Source organism: Curtobacterium sp. MCLR17_040, from assembly GCF_003234735.1.
Lineage (GTDB): Bacteria > Actinomycetota > Actinomycetes > Actinomycetales > Microbacteriaceae > Curtobacterium > Curtobacterium flaccumfaciens.
On sequence record NZ_QKTE01000017.1, the window covers coordinates 1 to 16,131 of the forward strand.

Annotated in this window: 14 protein-coding genes; 10 read left to right on the top strand and 4 right to left on the bottom strand. The window is 71.8% G+C overall.

The window, feature by feature from the left end; all coding sequences use genetic code 11:
• Positions 1-18: 18 nt before the first annotated feature.
• On the bottom strand, positions 19-627 hold the full coding sequence (locus tag DEJ01_RS13705; RefSeq protein WP_111093329.1) for a hypothetical protein: 609 nt from the start codon (positions 625-627) through the stop codon (positions 19-21).
• Positions 628-816: 189 nt separating this feature from the next.
• Here DEJ01_RS13705 and DEJ01_RS13710 point away from each other — a divergent pair, with 189 nt between their 5' ends.
• The 5 genes from DEJ01_RS13710 to DEJ01_RS13730 all read left to right on the top strand — a co-directional run bounded on the left by DEJ01_RS13710 (position 817) and on the right by DEJ01_RS13730 (position 6,141).
• On the top strand, positions 817-1,719 hold the full coding sequence (locus DEJ01_RS13710) for an ABC transporter permease (protein WP_111093330.1): 903 nt from the start codon (positions 817-819) through the stop codon (positions 1,717-1,719).
• Between the two features lie 3 nt (positions 1,720-1,722).
• Positions 1,723-2,952 (top strand): ABC transporter ATP-binding protein, encoded by a 1,230-nt coding sequence (locus DEJ01_RS13715; protein ID WP_111093331.1) that lies wholly within the window; start codon positions 1,723-1,725, stop codon positions 2,950-2,952.
• A gap of 38 nt (positions 2,953-2,990) precedes the next feature.
• Positions 2,991-4,046 carry a glycosyltransferase family 2 protein gene (locus DEJ01_RS13720; protein ID WP_111093332.1) on the top strand — a complete coding sequence of 352 codons (1,056 nt, stop codon included), beginning with the start codon at positions 2,991-2,993 and terminating at the stop codon, positions 4,044-4,046.
• 74 nt (positions 4,047-4,120) lie between these two features.
• Positions 4,121-5,290, top strand: coding sequence for a glycosyltransferase family 1 protein (locus tag DEJ01_RS13725; RefSeq protein WP_220038696.1), 1,170 nt, complete (start codon positions 4,121-4,123; stop codon positions 5,288-5,290).
• Complete coding sequence (locus DEJ01_RS13730) at positions 5,287-6,141, top strand: glycosyltransferase family 2 protein (protein WP_071406439.1); 855 nt, start codon at positions 5,287-5,289, stop codon at positions 6,139-6,141. The genes DEJ01_RS13725 and DEJ01_RS13730 overlap by 4 nt, the downstream gene beginning before the upstream one ends.
• A gap of 463 nt (positions 6,142-6,604) precedes the next feature.
• Here the strand turns inward: DEJ01_RS13730 and DEJ01_RS13735 are convergent, their stop codons facing one another.
• The 3 genes from DEJ01_RS13735 to DEJ01_RS13745 form a co-directional block, all read right to left on the bottom strand.
• The gene (locus DEJ01_RS13735; RefSeq protein WP_146247628.1) at positions 6,605-8,308 is read right to left on the bottom strand and encodes a glycosyltransferase; all 1,704 of its coding nucleotides are present in this window, start codon (positions 8,306-8,308) and stop codon (positions 6,605-6,607) included.
• Between the two features lie 122 nt (positions 8,309-8,430).
• Entirely contained in the window at positions 8,431-9,294 is an 864-nt protein-coding gene (gene rfbA, locus DEJ01_RS13740) for a glucose-1-phosphate thymidylyltransferase RfbA (protein ID WP_111046860.1), read from the bottom strand.
• 14 nt (positions 9,295-9,308) lie between these two features.
• Entirely contained in the window at positions 9,309-9,917 is a 609-nt protein-coding gene (locus tag DEJ01_RS13745) for a dTDP-4-dehydrorhamnose 3,5-epimerase family protein (RefSeq protein WP_017888782.1), read from the bottom strand.
• A 98-nt stretch (positions 9,918-10,015) separates the two neighbouring features.
• Here DEJ01_RS13745 and DEJ01_RS13750 point away from each other — a divergent pair, with 98 nt between their 5' ends.
• Genes DEJ01_RS13750 through rfbD form a run of 5 tightly spaced genes read left to right on the top strand, consistent with a single transcriptional unit; the run spans position 10,016 to position 15,959 of the window.
• Positions 10,016-10,957 carry a glycosyltransferase family 2 protein gene (locus DEJ01_RS13750; RefSeq protein WP_111029469.1) on the top strand — a complete coding sequence of 314 codons (942 nt, stop codon included), beginning with the start codon at positions 10,016-10,018 and terminating at the stop codon, positions 10,955-10,957.
• Positions 10,947-12,506 (top strand): glycosyltransferase family 39 protein, encoded by a 1,560-nt coding sequence (locus DEJ01_RS13755; RefSeq protein WP_111093335.1) that lies wholly within the window; start codon positions 10,947-10,949, stop codon positions 12,504-12,506. The genes DEJ01_RS13750 and DEJ01_RS13755 overlap by 11 nt, the downstream gene beginning before the upstream one ends.
• Positions 12,503-14,113 (top strand): glycosyltransferase family 39 protein, encoded by a 1,611-nt coding sequence (locus tag DEJ01_RS13760; RefSeq protein ID WP_111093336.1) that lies wholly within the window; start codon positions 12,503-12,505, stop codon positions 14,111-14,113. Before DEJ01_RS13755 ends, DEJ01_RS13760 begins: the two co-directional genes overlap by 4 nt.
• Positions 14,110-15,096 carry a dTDP-glucose 4,6-dehydratase gene (gene rfbB, locus DEJ01_RS13765; RefSeq protein WP_071406432.1) on the top strand — a complete coding sequence of 329 codons (987 nt, stop codon included), beginning with the start codon at positions 14,110-14,112 and terminating at the stop codon, positions 15,094-15,096. The genes DEJ01_RS13760 and rfbB overlap by 4 nt, the downstream gene beginning before the upstream one ends.
• 11 nt (positions 15,097-15,107) lie before the next feature.
• Positions 15,108-15,959 (top strand): dTDP-4-dehydrorhamnose reductase, encoded by an 852-nt coding sequence (gene rfbD / locus DEJ01_RS13770; RefSeq protein ID WP_111088169.1) that lies wholly within the window; start codon positions 15,108-15,110, stop codon positions 15,957-15,959.
• Positions 15,960-16,131: the final 172 nt, after the last annotated feature.

Consider the following 16,131-nt stretch of genomic DNA (forward strand, 5'->3'; position numbering starts at 1 on the left):
GGGTGCGGGGGGTGCGCATCACGGGACCTCGGCGGTCAGGGGGTCGGACGTCGTCGACGCGGAGCCGACGGCGTAGGTCAGGGTGACGGACCAGGTGCCGCTCGACACCTTCGCCGCGGGGAACGACACCTGCGCGCAGTTCACCGACGAGGCACTCGCCTGTGCGGTGCTCGTGGCGGTGCGCGTGACGCCGTCCTTCGTCGCGGTGAAGGTGCACTTCCCGCTCGTGTCGGTCGTACCGGAGACCAGGCCGCCGGCCTGGAGGGTCTTCGAGCCGGCGTCCCAGCCGGCGAACGTGACGACGGACGTGGCCGGGTACTCCGACGGGTCGGTGTCCGGCTGGTTCGTCGCGCCGCTGCCCGGGAACGCACCGGGGGTGTCGTCGTCGGAGGCGCTGGCATCGTCGCCGTCACCGTCGTCGGACCCACCGTCGGTCGGCGTCGAGGCCGCGTCGGTGGGGGCCGAGGTCGCCGAGTCGTCGTCCGTCGGGGTCGCACTCGGGGTGCGCGAGACGGACGCGGACGGCGACGGGGTGGCGTCGTCGCCACCACCGGAACAACCGGCCAAGAGGAGACTGAGTGCACCGACCACCGCGAACGCAGCGATCGGCCTGGATGCGAGGAGCATGCTGACGGGCCGTCCTGTGGATGTTGACAAGGGTCCGGGTTGCAACAACGGTAACTCGAAAGTGAAGGTTGAGGGTTGGATCGGCCGGAATCACCCCCACTCGGGGTGCACGACGACCGTCGCCCAACCCCGTCCCGCGGGCCCGGTGAGTATGCTGTTCCGGTCCTGCCCCCACGAACGAAGAGACGTATGGTCGACCAAGCCCGCATGACCGCGCTCGCGAAGGAACCCCTCGTCGTGATCGGCGCTCCGACGAGCGCCTTCCGCGGGACCTTCCGTGAGCTGCGCGACGTCTTCCGGCAGCGCGAGATGCTCGGCATGCTCGTCCGACGTGACCTGAAGGCCCGCTACAAGGACTCGGCACTCGGGTTCGTGTGGACGCTCGTGCGCCCGCTGACCCAGCTGCTCATCTACTACTTCGTCATCGGCAAGGTCCTCGGCGCCGCCAACGGCATCGACAACTTCGCGATCTACGTCTTCACCGGCCTGACCGCCTACACGCTCTTCAGCGAGATCGTCGCCGGGTCGACCGGGTCGATCGTCGGCAACTCCGGGCTGATCAAGAAGGTCTACGTCCCGCGCGAGGTCTTCCCGCTCGCCAGCGTGGGCGCGGCCCTGGTGAACTTCACCATCCAGTTCGCGATCCTGCTGGCCGCGACGGTCGTCATCGGCGTCTTCCCGTGGCACGAGGGCCTGGTCTACCTGATCCCCTCGCTCGCGGTGATCCTGGTCTACGGCGCCGCCATCGGCCTGGTGCTGTCCGCGCTCAACGTGTACCTGCGCGACGTGCAGTTCGTCATCGACGTCGGCCTGATGGTCCTGCTCTGGGCCTCACCGATCGTCTACTCGTACTCGCGCGTGGTCGCGACCGTGAACGCCGACTGGCTCCTCACCCTCTACACGAACAACCCGCTGACCCTGTCGGTGCTCGGCCTGCAGAACGCGATCTGGCTGCACGACCCGGCCGACGTCACGTACCCGGACCACCTGATGCTGCGGCTGGGGATCGCGTTCGTGATCGGCATCCTCTGCCTCATCGGTGCGCAGCGGATCTTCTCCCGCCTGCAGGGCAACTTCGCGCAGGAGCTCTAAACCATGGCCATCAGCACCCCCGTCGCCCCGACGACCGCCGGCGAGACCGCCGAGCGTCCCGACGTCATCGTCATCGACCACGTCCGCAAGCGCTTCACCGTCCGCAAGGACAACACCCTGCGCGAGCGCATCGTCACGCTCGGCCGCGCCGGGCGGAAGCACCGCCAGGACTTCTGGGCACTCGACGACGTCACGGTGTCGATCCAGGCCGGCTCGACCGTCGGGCTCATCGGCCAGAACGGCTCCGGCAAGTCGACCCTGCTCAAGGCGATCGGCGGCATCATCCAGCCGACCTCCGGCACGGTGTCCCGCCGCGGTCGCCTCGCCGCGCTGCTCGAGCTCGGCGCCGGGTTCCACCCCGACCTGTCCGGCCGCGAGAACGTCTACCTCAACGCGAGCCTGCTCGGCCTGAGCCGCAAGCAGACCGACGAGAAGTTCGACGACATCCTGGCGTTCTCGGGCATCGGGGACTTCATCGACACCCAGGTGAAGTTCTACTCATCGGGCATGTACGTGCGGCTCGCGTTCGCCGTCGCCGTGCACACCGACCCCGACGTCCTGCTCGTCGACGAGGTCCTGGCCGTCGGTGACGAGGCCTTCCAGCGCAAGTGCCTCGACCGCATCCGCACCTTCCAGGAGGCCGGCAAGACGATCATCATCGTCACGCACTCCCTCAGCCAGGTGCAGGAGATGTGCGACCGCGTCGTCCTGCTCAACAAGGGCAAGGTGCTGCACGACGGTGACCCCGTCCAGGCCGTGAGCATGTTCCGCGAGGTGCTCGAGGAACGCCGTCAGGGCGAGCTCAGCACCGACGTCGCCGTCGGCCGGGGCAAGGTCATCGGCGCGAGCGTGCACGTCGACGGCAAGGAGCCCCGCGCGGACGTCATGCCCGGCGACGACCTCGTCGTGGACATGGAGTTCGAGCACCTGGACGGCATCGCCGACTGGGAGGCCGCGGTCCAGATCAACAACGCCGGTGGTCAGGTCGTCTACGGCACCACCACCGGCATCATGGGCCTCGAACTGCAGCCGCTGCACGGTCGCCGGAAGCTCCGCCTGCGGATCGCCGACACCGCGTTCGGCACCGGCAAGTACTTCATCAACGTGTCGATGATGGACTCGGCCGGACGCCACCTGCACGACATGCCGGAGTGCGACTCGTTCGAGGTCCCCGGGTTCGAGCACGCCGTGGGCACGGTCTACGCCGAACCCTCGATCGAGGAGCTCGACTGACCCCGGACGACGGCGACACCGGGAGCAGCGCCGACGGCATGCCCCGTGGTGACTCCGCGCCCCGGGCCGACGGCACGCTCCGCACCGCGGTCGTCGTCGTCAACTGGAACCGCGCCGACCTGACCACGGCGGCCGTCCGCGCCGTGCTCGACGAGGGCACGGCCGACGACGTCATCGTCGTCGACAACGGGTCGTCCGACGACTCCGTCGCGGTGCTCCGCGGTGCCCTGCCGGACGCCACCGTCATCGCACGCGACGACAACGGCGGCTTCGCGGCCGGTGCCAACACCGGCATCCGGCACACGGACGCCGACGTCGTCGTGCTCCTGAACAACGACGCCGTGCCCGCACCGGGCTTCGTCGCGGCGCTCCGCGACCACCTGGCGCACGCCGGGCCCGAGGTCGCCGCGGTGACGGGCCGCATCGTGCTCGCCGGACGCTGGACGGGCCTCCCGGCCGGGGTGGAGCCCGCCCCCGGCCAGCGCGTGCTGCGCGACCACGACGGCCGTCGCTGGACGCCGTCGGCGGACGGCGAGGTCCGGCTCAACTCGACCGGCGTCCGTGTCGACCGCGACGGCAACGGGATGGACCGCGACTGGTTCGCGCCCGTCGACCGGGTCGCCGACGTCGACGTCTTCGGGTTCTCCGGCGGCGCGTCCGCGCTCCGCCGAACGGCGCTGGACGACGTCGGCCTGCTCGACGAGTCCCTGTTCATGTACTACGAGGACACCGAGCTCGCCTGGCGGCTGCGCCGCCGCGGCTGGCGCGTCGAGCACGCGGCCGACGCGGTCGTCGAGCACGACCACTCGGCGTCGTCCGGCGTGCAGAGCGACCTGTTCGTCTTCCGGAACGCGCGCAACCGCATCGTCGTCGCGCTCTGGCACGCTCCGTGGCCGACCGTCGTGCGGGCGAGCGTCCGCACCCTGGTGCGCGGTCTGCGTGGGCTGGCCTCCGGTCGCACCCGCCGGGAGGCGCGGCTCGTCCTGACGGCGTTCGCGGACGTCGCGGGGACCCTGCCGGTCCACCTCGCGCGCCGGCTGCGCGAGACCCGGCGCGCGTCCGTCCCGCGCCGCAGCGTGGACCCGGGCGCATGAGTGCAGCGGGCTATCCTGGATACTCCCCCGTCGACGGCCCCGGCCCCGACGTCCCCGCCCGGAAGGAACCACGCGTGCCGCAGCTCACCGTCCTCGTCGACGGGACCGCGGTACCGCAGGCGCTCGGCGGCGTCGGACGCTACGTCGAGGGGGTCGTGTCGCACCTGACCGACCCGTCGCTCGACGTCCACCTGGTCGTCCGCCCCGTGCACGCTCCGCACTTCGCCGCCGTCGCGCCGCACGCGACCGTGCACACCGCGCCGGGCTGGACCGACTCGGTGCCGCTGCGGTTCCTGTGGGAGCAGACCGGGCTGCCGGCGCTCGGCCGTCGGATCGGGGCGCAGGTGCTGCACTCCCCGCACTACACGTTCCCGTTCGGCTGGCGCGGCGGGTCCGTCGTCACGCTGCACGACGCCACGTTCTTCTCCAACCCCGAGTGGCACTCGCGCCTGAAGCGCACCTTCTTCACCTGGTGGAGCCGCCGGTCCCTGCGCACCCGCCCCGTCGTCATCGTGCCGAGCGCCGCGACCGCGACCGAGGCCGCCCGGGTCGTGCGGGGCATCCGCGCCGACGTCCGGGTCGCACCGCTCGGCGTCGACCGCACGGTGTTCCACGAGCCCGACGTCGCCGCGGTCGAGGACGCCCGGATCGCCGCCACCCTGCCCGAGGGTGCCCCGTGGATCGCGTTCCTCGGCACCATCGAGCCGCGGAAGAACGTCACGGCGCTGCTCGATGCGTACGCCTCGGTGCGCGCCGCGCGTGCGGCTGCCGGGTCGGACGGTCACCCGGGCTCGGAGACCCCGTGGCTCGTGCTGTCCGGGGCCCGCGGCTGGGACGAGTCAGCCATCGCGCGGCTCGACGCCCTGCAGCCCACCGACCACGTCATCGAGGCCGGCTACCTGCCGCTCGAGGACCTCGCCGGGTTCCTCGGCGGTGCCGAGTTCGTCGTCTACCCGTCCCTCGGCGAGGGCTTCGGGCTGCCCGTGGTCGAGGCAATGGCCTCCGGCGCGTGCGTCCTGACCACCCGGCGGCTGTCGCTGCCCGAGGTCGGCGGTGACGCGGCCGTCTACAGCGAGCCCGACGCGACCGCGCTGGCGTCCGCGATGACGGCACTGCTGGACGATCCCGCGCTCGTGGCCTCGCACCGTGCGGCGGCGCTGACGCGGGCCTCCGCGTTCACCTGGGACGCCACCGCCGCCGTGCACGTCGAGGCCTACGAGTCCGTCGCCGGGGGTGCGCGGTGATCCGGGTCGCGGTGCTGACGGTCACCTACAACACCGGCGAGACCATCCGGCCGTTCCTGGCGAGCGTCGCCGGTGCCTCGAAGGACCCGGTCGCCGTCGTCATCGCGGACAACGGTTCGGCCGACATCGACGCACTCCGGGCGATCGGTGAGTCCTACGGCGCCGTCGTGGTGTCCTCCGGTGGCAACCGCGGCTACGGCGGTGGGATCGACGCGGCCCTGAGCGCCCTCGACGACGTGCTGCCGGACGTCCGCCCGGAGTTCCTGCTCGTGACGAACCCCGACGTCGTGCTCGGCGAGGGCTCGATCGACGAACTCGTGGCCGCCGCCGACCGGTTGCCGTCGGGTGGGTCGTTCGGCCCCCGGATCCTCGACGACCAGGGCGAGACCTACCCGTCCGCCCGGCAGCTCCCCTCGCTCCGGACCGGCCTCGGGCACGCGGCGTTCTCGCGGTTCTGGCCGGCGAACCCGTGGAGCCAGCGGTACTGGTCCACCACGAAGGTCGTCGAGCGCGAGGCCGGCTGGCTCTCCGGTGCGTGCTTCCTCATCCGGACGTCGCTCTTCCGCGAGCTCGACGGGTTCGACGAGTCGTACTTCATGTACTTCGAGGACGTCGACCTCGGGCAGCGCGTCGGTCGGTCGGGCCGAGCGAACGTGTACGTCCCCTCGGCGGTCGTCACCCACACCGGAGCCCACTCGACGTCGTCCAACCGGCGCCGCATGGAGATCGAGCACCACCGGAGCGCCTACCGGTTCCTGTCGCGGAAGTACCGGGCGTGGTGGCTCTGGCCCCTGCGCGTCGTGCTGCACGCGGGCCTGTCGCTCCGCGCCCGCTGGGTCACGCGCAAGTAGTTCCCGCTCGGTCGGGGTCGTTGCGCGCGGGGTCTGCCGTCGCGCCCCCGCGCGGGCATCGCGCCCCGACTCCTCGGGGCGCAACGACCGCAGCGGGGCGCGCACATCGGTCGCGGGTTCGGAGGCCCCGGTTCGATCGCGTTCCGCACAACCGAAGTGCACGCGAACCGCGGGATTGCGCGGCTCGAACACACTTTGGTTGTGCGCCGGCACGCGCACGCGTCCGCCGCGGCGGTTCCTCCGCGGTGCGCCCCCGCGCGGGCATCGCGCCCCGACTCCTCGGGGCGCAACGACCGCAGCGGGGCGCGCACATCGGTCGCGGGTTCGGAGGCCCCGGTTCGATCGCGTTCCGCACAACCGAAGTGCACGCGAACCGCGGGATTGCGCGGCTCGAACACACTTTGGTTGTGCGGAGCGTCGCGCGGCGGGGACGCGGGCAGCGGGTGGCGACGGCGTCGGCGGGTCAGGGGTGCAGGCGCGCGCGCGACGCGCGGGCCGCCACCAGCAGCACCGCGGCGCGGGCGTCGAAGGAGTGCTCGGCGGCGATGCGCTCGGCCACGGCGGCCCGCTCGGCAGCCGACGGCCACGCGTGCGCCCGTTCGAGCAGGTCGGCCAGCTCGTCACGAGAGCCCGCGACCGCGAGCGTCGGGACGTCCAGCACGTCGGACAGCCCGGCCACCGGGTCGGTCACGACGACTCCCCCGGACGCCAGCACGTCGAACACCCGGTTCGACACGAAGCCTCCGGCGGCCATGTCGGGCCAGTGGTCGTTGAGCACCACACGCGCCGAGGCGTAGGCCGCCGCGACCTCGGCCCGGGTCAGCGACGGTTCGCCGAGCGACTCCGCGGGGACGACCTCTCCCCAGCCCGGACCGTGCACGCGCAGATCGGCACCGAGCGCAACCGCGTCGGACACGATGGGCCGCGCGGCGCCGCGGGTCGAGCCGACGAACACCACGTGGTCGGCATCGGGGCTCGTCGCCGTGCGCGCGCCCGGGTGGAACACCGCCGGCTCGGTCCCCTGCAACAGGGTCCGGACCGGCACGCCCGCACGCGCAGCGGCCGCGGCTGCCCATACCGGCCCGGCCGCGAACGCCGCGTCGAACGACCGCAGTTCGGTGTCGGCGACGTCGTCGGGGTGGCTGATCACCCAGAGCAGGTTCACCGACGCCGGGTTCGGCGGCACCCGGTCGAGGCCCCGGATCACCAGGGTGACGTCGTCCGAGGCATCGTCGTCCCGCACGTGGGCGTCGCGTCGGTCGATCCGGACCCGCTGCCCGAGCCGCTCGAGTGCCCCGGCGAGCTCGGCGGCGAAGTGCACGTCGCCCCAGCCGTCACCCTCCGGCCCGGCGGGCGCAGCGATCTTGAGCGACCAGGTGAGGTGTTCGGCGTCGCCACCGGTCACGCGCGCGGCCGGCGACACCGGCCGGGCACCCCAGGGCGGCAGCGGCGGTCCGGCGACGACACCGGCGCCCTCGGACGCGCGGTCGCGCCAGGCGGTGAACGCGTCGACGGTCGCGGCGTCGACGGTGCGGCCGGCCTCGACCGAGCGGGTCGCCTCGCCGACGACGCGCACCGGTCCGCCGTGGGCATCGGCGACCGCGCGGCTCCAGGCCGTCAGGGTCATGCGTTCGTCCGGGAGGCACGGTGCCGGCACCAGCGCCGCCCCCGGCACCGAGAGCACCGGCTGGTCCGCCGCGAAGACCGTGTCGACGTCGGTCACCGTGTCGGCGCGGTCGTCCGACCACGGCAGGGCACCGGGACGCAGCAGCCGAGCGCCGGAGCGGAAGGTGCCGTCCGGCAACCGGACCCGGGCCTGCGCGACCGAGCCCGCGGCCGCCAGCGCGTGCAGTGCCGGCACGTCGACCGACACCGAGGTGTCGACCACCACGAGCGTCCGGCCCGCACCGGCTGTGACCCCGGCGTTGATCGCCGAGCCGAGGCCGTCGACGGGTTCCGGTCGGACCCACGGCAGGCGACGGCCGAACGGGTCGACCGGCGAGGCATCCGCGACGTAGCTCACGGCGCGGACGTCGACCCCGCGGCCGAAGGCATCACGGGCGACCGACACGAGCCGGGCGACCTCGGCGTGCCGGTCCGAACGGGTCGTGACGAGCACCGTCACGTCGTGGTCCAGCCGCGGCAGCGGGTCCGGGAACCCGGTCACGGGAACGACGGACGCCGCCGTCACGGACGCGGGACGGGCCTCCTGGCCGGAGTGGCCGGAGGCCGTCGCATCCGGACGGCGGCGTCGACCGGACCAACCGGGGGCGGGGGTCACGTGCGGAGCTAGACGCCGAGGAGTCGCTGCAGGTAGACGCCGTAGCCGCCCTTGACCAGCGGCGCGGCGAGCTCGGCGAGCTGCGCGTCGTCGATCCAGCCGTTCCGCCAGGCGATCTCCTCGATGCAGCCGATCTTGAAGCCCTGACGGTCCTCGATGACCTTCACGTACTCCGACGCCTGCATCATCGACTCGAACGTGCCGGTGTCGAGCCACGCGGTGCCGCGGTCGAGGACCTGGACGCCGAGCTCGCCGGCCTCGAGGTAGCGCTCGTTGACCGTGGAGATCTCGAGCTCGCCGCGGGCGCTCGGCTCGATCGTCTTGGCGATCTCGATGACCTTGTTGTCGTAGAAGTACAGGCCGGGGACGGCGTAGTTCGACTTCGGTTCGGCCGGCTTCTCCTCGATGGAGACGGCGGTGAAGTCGTCGTCGAACTCCACGACGCCGTACGCCTTCGGGTCGGCCACGTGGTACGCGAAGATCGTCGCGCCCTGGACGTCGGTGTTCTTCCGGAGGTTCGTGCCGAGGCCGGTGCCGTGGAAGATGTTGTCGCCGAGGACGAGGGCGACGCTGTCGTCGCCGATGAACTCCTCGCCGATGACGAAGGCCTGCGCCAGACCGTCCGGGGACGGCTGCACGGCGTACTCGATCTCCATGCCGAACGACGAGCCGTCGCCGAGCAGGGCCCGGAACTGGTCGTTGTACTCCGGCGTCGTGATGACCAACACCTGTCGGATGCCCGCCATCATCAGGGTCGACAGGGGGTAGTAGACCATCGGCTTGTCGTAGATCGGCATGAGCTGCTTGCTGATGCCCTTGGTGATCGGCCAGAGGCGCGTGCCGGAACCGCCGGCGAGGATGATGCCCTTCATCGGTGTCCCGTCCCTTACTTCTTCGTCCGGAGCGACTCGGTGTACGCGACGCACTCCTCGTACGTCGGCAGCAGGCCCTGTGCCGCGGCTTCCTCGAGGGTGGGGGCGCTGGTGTCCTTCTCGGACAGCACGAGCTCGCCGAGGCCCTCGGGCAGGTCGAGCCCGACCGTCGGGTCGAGGATCGTGATCCCCTTCTCGCGCTCGGGGTCGTAGTGCGCGCTGACCAGGTAGTTCACGGTCGACTGGTCCTCGAGCGCGACGATCGCGTGGCCGAGCCCCTCGGACAGGTAGACGGCCTTGCGGTCGACGTCGTCGATCCGGACGGAGTCCCACTGGCCGAACGTCGGGGACCCGACGCGGATGTCGACGATGTAGTCGATGAACGCCCCGCGCACGGCGGTGACGTACTTGGCCTGGCTCGGTGCCACGAGGGCGTAGTGGATCCCGCGGGCGACACCGGCCGCGGAGATCGACATGTTCACCTGGCGGAGGTCGAGCGGGTGACCGACGGTCTCCTCGAGCACGTCGGCGCGGTACGCCTCGAGGAATGCTCCTCGTGCGTCGCCGTGCTGGACGGGCGTGAACTCCCACGCGCCAGGGATCTTCAGTTCGCGGATCTGCACCGGGGAAGCCTAGCAAGCCGTGAGTTCGCATAGGCTGTCCTGGTTCTGTGCCCCGCGCCCCGCGCGCTGCGACTCCCGAAACGAGACCAAGCGAGCCCGTGAAGCTATTCGTCCAGATCCCCTGCCTCAACGAGGAGAACACCCTCGCCAGCGTCATCGACTCCATCCCGCGGGAGATCGACGGCATCGACGAGATCGAGATCCTGGTGATCAACGACGGCAGCACCGACCGCACCGTCGAGGTCGCCAAGGAGCACGGCGTCAAGCACTTCGTCCACCACACCACGAACATGGGTCTCGCCCGTTCGTTCCGTGACGGCGTCGACTACGCGCTGCTGCACGGTGCGGACATCGTCGTGAACACCGACGGGGACAACCAGTACCCGCAGGCACAGATCGCCGAGCTCGTGCAGCCGATCCTCCGGAAGGAAGCCGAGATCGTCATCGGCGACCGGCAGACGCGCACCATCGAGCACTTCTCCGGCTTCAAGAAGATCATGCAGCGCTTCGGCTCGTGGGTCGCCAGCCGCGCTGCCGGGCTCGACCTGCCCGACGCGGCCAGCGGGTTCCGCGCGTACTCGAAGTACTCGCTCATCCGCCTGAACATCGTGACGCGCTTCAGCTACTGCATGGAGACCATCGTGCAGGCCGGCTACAAGCGCCTGGCGATCGCGTCGGTGCCGATCACGACGAACCCGAAGACCCGCGAGTCGCGGCTCTTCAACAACATCTTCCAGCACATGTTCGAGTCCGGCTCGGCGATCGCCCGCGTCTACCTGATGTACCGGCCGATGGCCCTGTTCCTCTGGGTCGCCGCGGTGCTCGGTGCGCTCGGGCTCTGGCCGCTCATCCGCTACCTGGTGCTCCTGGCGATGCAGACCGGCGGCAACCACCTGCAGTCGATCATCCTCGGTGTCGTCCTGCTCATCACGGCGCTCCTCTCCATAGTCATCGGCGTCGTGGCCGACCTCACCCGCCTCAACCGCACGCTGGCCGAGGAGCAGCTCGACCTGCAGAAACTGCAGCGGTATGGCGACTGACACGGCCCCGGCCGTGTCGCGCTCCGACGTCCGACCCGCGGTCGGGCGGCGCGAGCGCATCCTCGTGATCGCGTTGACGGTGGCCTTCGCCGCCGTCCTCGCGGTCTGGGCCGTCGTCACCACGACGTACAAGGCCCCGGACGAGCCGACCCACGTCGACGCCGTGCTGCACCTGGCGATCGGTGACGGCTGGCCGGCGCCCGGCGCGATGCACTACCTCAACGCGGTGCACGACACCCAGATCAGCAACATGCGGCAGTCGACCGACGTGAACCAGACGTGGGGCGAGCTGCTCCGCGAGTTCCCGGGCGTGCACCCGACGAGCATCGACCAGATGTCGCAGCATCCCGCCACGTACTACGCCCTGGCCGCCGGGGTCCTGCAGCTGGTGCACTTCGAGGACCTGCGCTGGGACCTCGCCGTCATGGTGCTGCGACTGTTCGACGCCCTGCTCGTCCTGCCTCTGCCGTTCCTGGCGTGGGCCACCGTGCGTCGGCTGACGCGGTCGCCACGGGCCGCACTGGTCGGCGGTGCCGCGGTCTTCGCCCTGCCCGAGGTCGCCTCGATCGGCACCTCGGTCACGAACGACGCGCTCATGCTGCCGCTGGCCGGGGCGCTCGTGTACTTCGTGGTGCGACTGCTCACCGGCGACCTGCGGGTGCGCACGACCATCTGGATCGGGCTGCTGCTCGGCGCGATGCTGCTCGTCAAGGGCACCGCGCTGCCCGCGATCCCGTTCGTGGGCATCGCCGTGATGGCCGCTGGCTGCACCCGGGCGACCGTCTGGCGGAACGCGCTCCGGACGCTGTGGACCCTGGGGCTCGCCGCCGTCGTCGGTGGCTGGTGGTGGCTGCGCAACATCCTCGTGTACCGCGACATCCAGCCGGACGGCATGGCCGGCGCACGTCCGCCGATGCCGTTCCCGGCCGGCACCGCCGCCAGCCCCGAGGTGTTCCTCCGCGACTACTGGAACGGCGTCACGCGCACCTTCTGGGGCAGCGTCGGCGGTCTCACCCAGTTCCAGCTCGCCCAGGTCCTGATCGACGGGCTGACCATCGCGTCGATCGTCGGCATTGTCGTCTGGGGGTTCCGCCGCGGCCCGTCGCTCCGCCCGGCGATCGTGCTGGCGTCGTTCCCCGTCATCCTCATCGCCCTGCACCTGCAGAGCGGGTGGGGCGGGTACGTCCGGAGCACCATCGTCGCGGGCACCCAGGGGCGCTACTACTACCCCACGCTCATCGCCCTCATCGCCCTCAGCGCCCTCGCCTGGCGCCGGGTCACCGTGACGGCAGCCGGCACCACCCGGCTCGCCGTCGGGATGTCGATCGCGGCGATGGCCATCGCGCTGTACGGCGTCGTCTACGCGCTGCGGGCCTTCGGGCGCGACGCCGCCTTCTGGGTCGACGAGTTCGCGGTCGGCCGGTTCGACCGCTACGGCATGGTGCCCGCCGGCACGAACTTCACCCTCGTCGCCGTCGCCGCGGTCGCACTGACCGTCACCGCCGTGCTGCTCGTCCGGTTCATGCGCCGTCCGGAGGTGCTCGCGTGAGCGCCCCGCGACCGCTCGTCGGCCGGCACGAGTGGGTCCTGCTCGGCACCGTGACGCTGGCCTGGCTCGCCTTCCTGCTGACCTTCGCCCTCGTCACCCCGGCCTTCGGGGCACCCGACGAGCCCGCACACGTCGACGCCGCGTTCCGCCTCGCGCTCGGACTCGGCTGGCCGCACGGCGGCGAGATGCACTACCTCGCCGCCGTGCGCCAGATCGTCGAGCACCCGGTCCCAGCCGTCGACCGCCCCACGGTCGACGCGCTGCTGGCGGCGGTGCCCGGGGACTCCCCGGCGATCGACCCGATGTCCCAGAACCCGCCGACGTACTGGTTGGTGGCCGCCGGGATCCTGCGCGTCATCCGGTTCGGCTCGCACGACTGGGCGACCTCGGTGCTCGTGCTCCGCGTGTTCGACGTGCTGCTCGTCACCGCGCTGCCGGTCCTGGTCTGGGCGACGGTCCGTCGGGTGACCCGCTCGCCCCGCACGGCACTCGTCGCCCCGGTCCTGCTCTTCGCCGTCCCGCAGCTGGCGCAGGTCACCTCCGGCGTCACGGTGTGGGCACCGGTCGTCCTGCTCGGCGCCGTGCTCGTCTGGCTGAGCGCACGCGTGCTGACCGGCGACCGTTCGTGGTGGACCACCGCCGGGCTCGCCGTCGCCGTCACCGGACTGGCGGCCCTGAACGCGCTGGGGCTCCTGGCGATCCCGTTCGTCGTCCTCGTGTCCGCCCTGGCACCGGGCCGGACGTGGGGTCGTCGTGCTCTGCACGCCGGCGTGGTCGTCCTCGCTGCCGTCGCCGTGTCCGGCTGGTGGTGGGTGCGGACGCTGCTCGTGAGCGGGACGCTCCTGCCCGACGCCCTGCGCGCCGTCACGACCGTGCAGCCGTACCCGGCGGGCGGTGCGAACCCCGGGGCGTTCGCCGGGCGCCAGTGGGACGGCCTGACCGCCTCGTTCTTCGGCGCACTCGGTGCGAACCAGTGGCCGTTGCCGGCGATGGTCATCGACACGCTCGCGGTCGTCGGACTGGCCGTCATCGGGTGGTCGTACGCCCGCCGGGCTCCGGGCCGCCGGGTGACCACGATCCTGCTCGTCTGGCCGACGGTCGTCCTCGTCGCCACCCTCGCCTACAACTGGCGGAACTACCTCGGCACGCACCAGGGCAACGGGCTGCAGGGCCGGTTCCTGTTCGTCGCGGTCGTCGCGCTCGTGCTCGCACAGGCCGTCGCGTGGCACGCCCTCGTCGTCCGTCCGGAGCTCCGCCGACGCCTGGCCCGGCTGGCGGTCGTCGGTTCGCTCGCGATCGGCACGTACGGCATCGGCCTGACCTACCGCGGCGGGTGGGAGAACACGCAGTTCCGCATCACGCCCGGCGGGATCTCCGCGATGGCCGGCGGCGCGGTCGCCGGGCCGTTCGCGATCCTGCTGGTCGCCATCGTGTTCACGGCCGCCGCCGTCGCGACCGTCGTCCTGGTGTGGCGCACCGTCGCCGAGCCGGGAGCACCCGCCACCGCCGCCGAGCCCGCCGATGCCGCCGACCCCGCCCACCCCACCAGCGGCCCGCTAGAATCGCCGCCGACCCACGAACCGACCGTCAGGAAAGAGAACTCGTGAAGATCCTCGTCACCGGAGGAGCCGGCTTCATCGGCTCGAACTTCGTCCGCCGCACGCTGGAGGACGCGTACCCCGGCCTCGAGGGCGCCGAGGTCGTCGTCTACGACGCACTGACCTACTCCGGCAACGAAGCGAACCTCGCCCCGGTCGCCGACTCCCCCCGCTACACCTTCGTGCACGGCGACATCCGCGACGCCGCGAAGCTCGACGAGGTCGTCCCGACCGTCGACGCCATCGTGCACTTCGCCGCCGAGTCCCACGTCGACCGCTCGGTCCGTGACTCCGGCATCTTCGTCGAGACCAACGTCGTGGGCACCCAGCGCCTGCTCGACGCCGCGCTCCGCCACGGCACCGAGCGCTTCGTGCACGTCTCCACCGACGAGGTCTACGGCTCCATCAGCGAGGGCTCGTGGGACGAGGAGCGCCCGCTCGAGCCGAACTCGCCGTACTCGGCGTCGAAGGCCGGCAGCGACCTGCTCGCTCGCAGCTACCACCGCACGCACGGGCTGAACCTCTCGATCACGCGCTGCTCGAACAACTACGGGCCGTACCACTTCCCCGAGAAGGTCATCCCGCTCTTCGTCACCAACCTCATCGACGACGTGCACGTGCCGCTGTACGGCGAGGGCAACAACATCCGCGACTGGCTGCACGTCGACGACCACACCCGTGGCATCGCGATGGTCCTGACCCGTGGCCGCGCCGGCGAGATCTACAACATCGGCGGCGGCACCGAGCTGACCAACAAGGAGCTCACGCAGCTGCTGCTCGACGCGACCGGCAAGGACTGGTCGTACGTCGACCGCGTCGCCGACCGTCTCGGCCACGACCTGCGCTACTCGGTCGACATCTCGAAGATCCAGGCCGAGCTCGGCTACGAGCCGCTCGTGCCGTTCGAGCAGGGCCTGGCCGACGTCGTGCAGTGGTACCGCGACAACCGCGCCTGGTGGGAGCCGCTCAAGCAGCGCGCGGCCCTGAGCTGAACCGGCACACCGTGACCAGGTACCTCATCACCGGCGCCGCCGGCATGCTCGGCCAGGACCTCCAGGCCGCACTCGCCGGCCGCGACGTCACCGCGCTGTCGCGGGCGGACCTCGACATCACCGACCCGGCCGCGGTGGACGCCGCCGTCGCCGGGCACGACGTCGTGATCAACTCGGCCGCCTACACGAAGGTCGACGACGCGGAAGACCACGAGGACGACGCCCACGCGGTCAACGCGACGGGGCCGAAGCTCCTGGCCGAGGCCGCGGTCCGCCACGGCGCGAAGCTCGTCACCGTGTCGACCGACTACGTCTTCGACGGCAACGGCACCGCGCCCTACGCCGAGGACGCCCCGACCGACCCGATCAACGCCTACGGCCGCACGAAGGCCGCCGGCGAGGCGTTCGTGCGCGCGATCGCCCCGGACACCTCGTACGTCGTCCGCACCGCGTGGATCTACGGCGCGCACGGGCCGAACTTCGCCGCGACGATGCTCCGGCTCGCAGGGTCGCACGACACCGTCAGCGTCGTCACCGACCAGGTCGGCCAGCCGACGTGGACGGGCGACCTCGCCGCGCGGATCGTCGAGCTCGTCGACGGAGACGCCCCCGCGGGCATCTACCACGGGACGAACGCTGGCCAGGGTTCCTGGTTCGACTTCACGCAGGCCATCTACCGCGAACTCGGGCTCGACCCGGAGCGCGTGCTGCCCACCGACAGCGCCGCCTTCGTCCGGCCGGCGCCGCGCCCGGCGTACAGCGTGCTCGGCCACGACGGCTGGTCGCGCGCCGGACTCGCGCCGATGCGCGACTGGCGCGACGCGTTGCACGCTGCGGTCGCGGCGGGTGCGCTGACCGCGTAGGCACGGCTCTCGACCGGGAGGCGCGGGTCGGGTTCCGCACACCGCGGACCCGACCCGCGCCTCCTGTCCGACCACCGACCGCGCCCAGGGGGCGCCGGGACCACCCTGGTAGTGTCGGGCAGCCGAGCGCGGGGCCGACCCTCGGCCCCCTGACCACGGGTCCACGAACCAC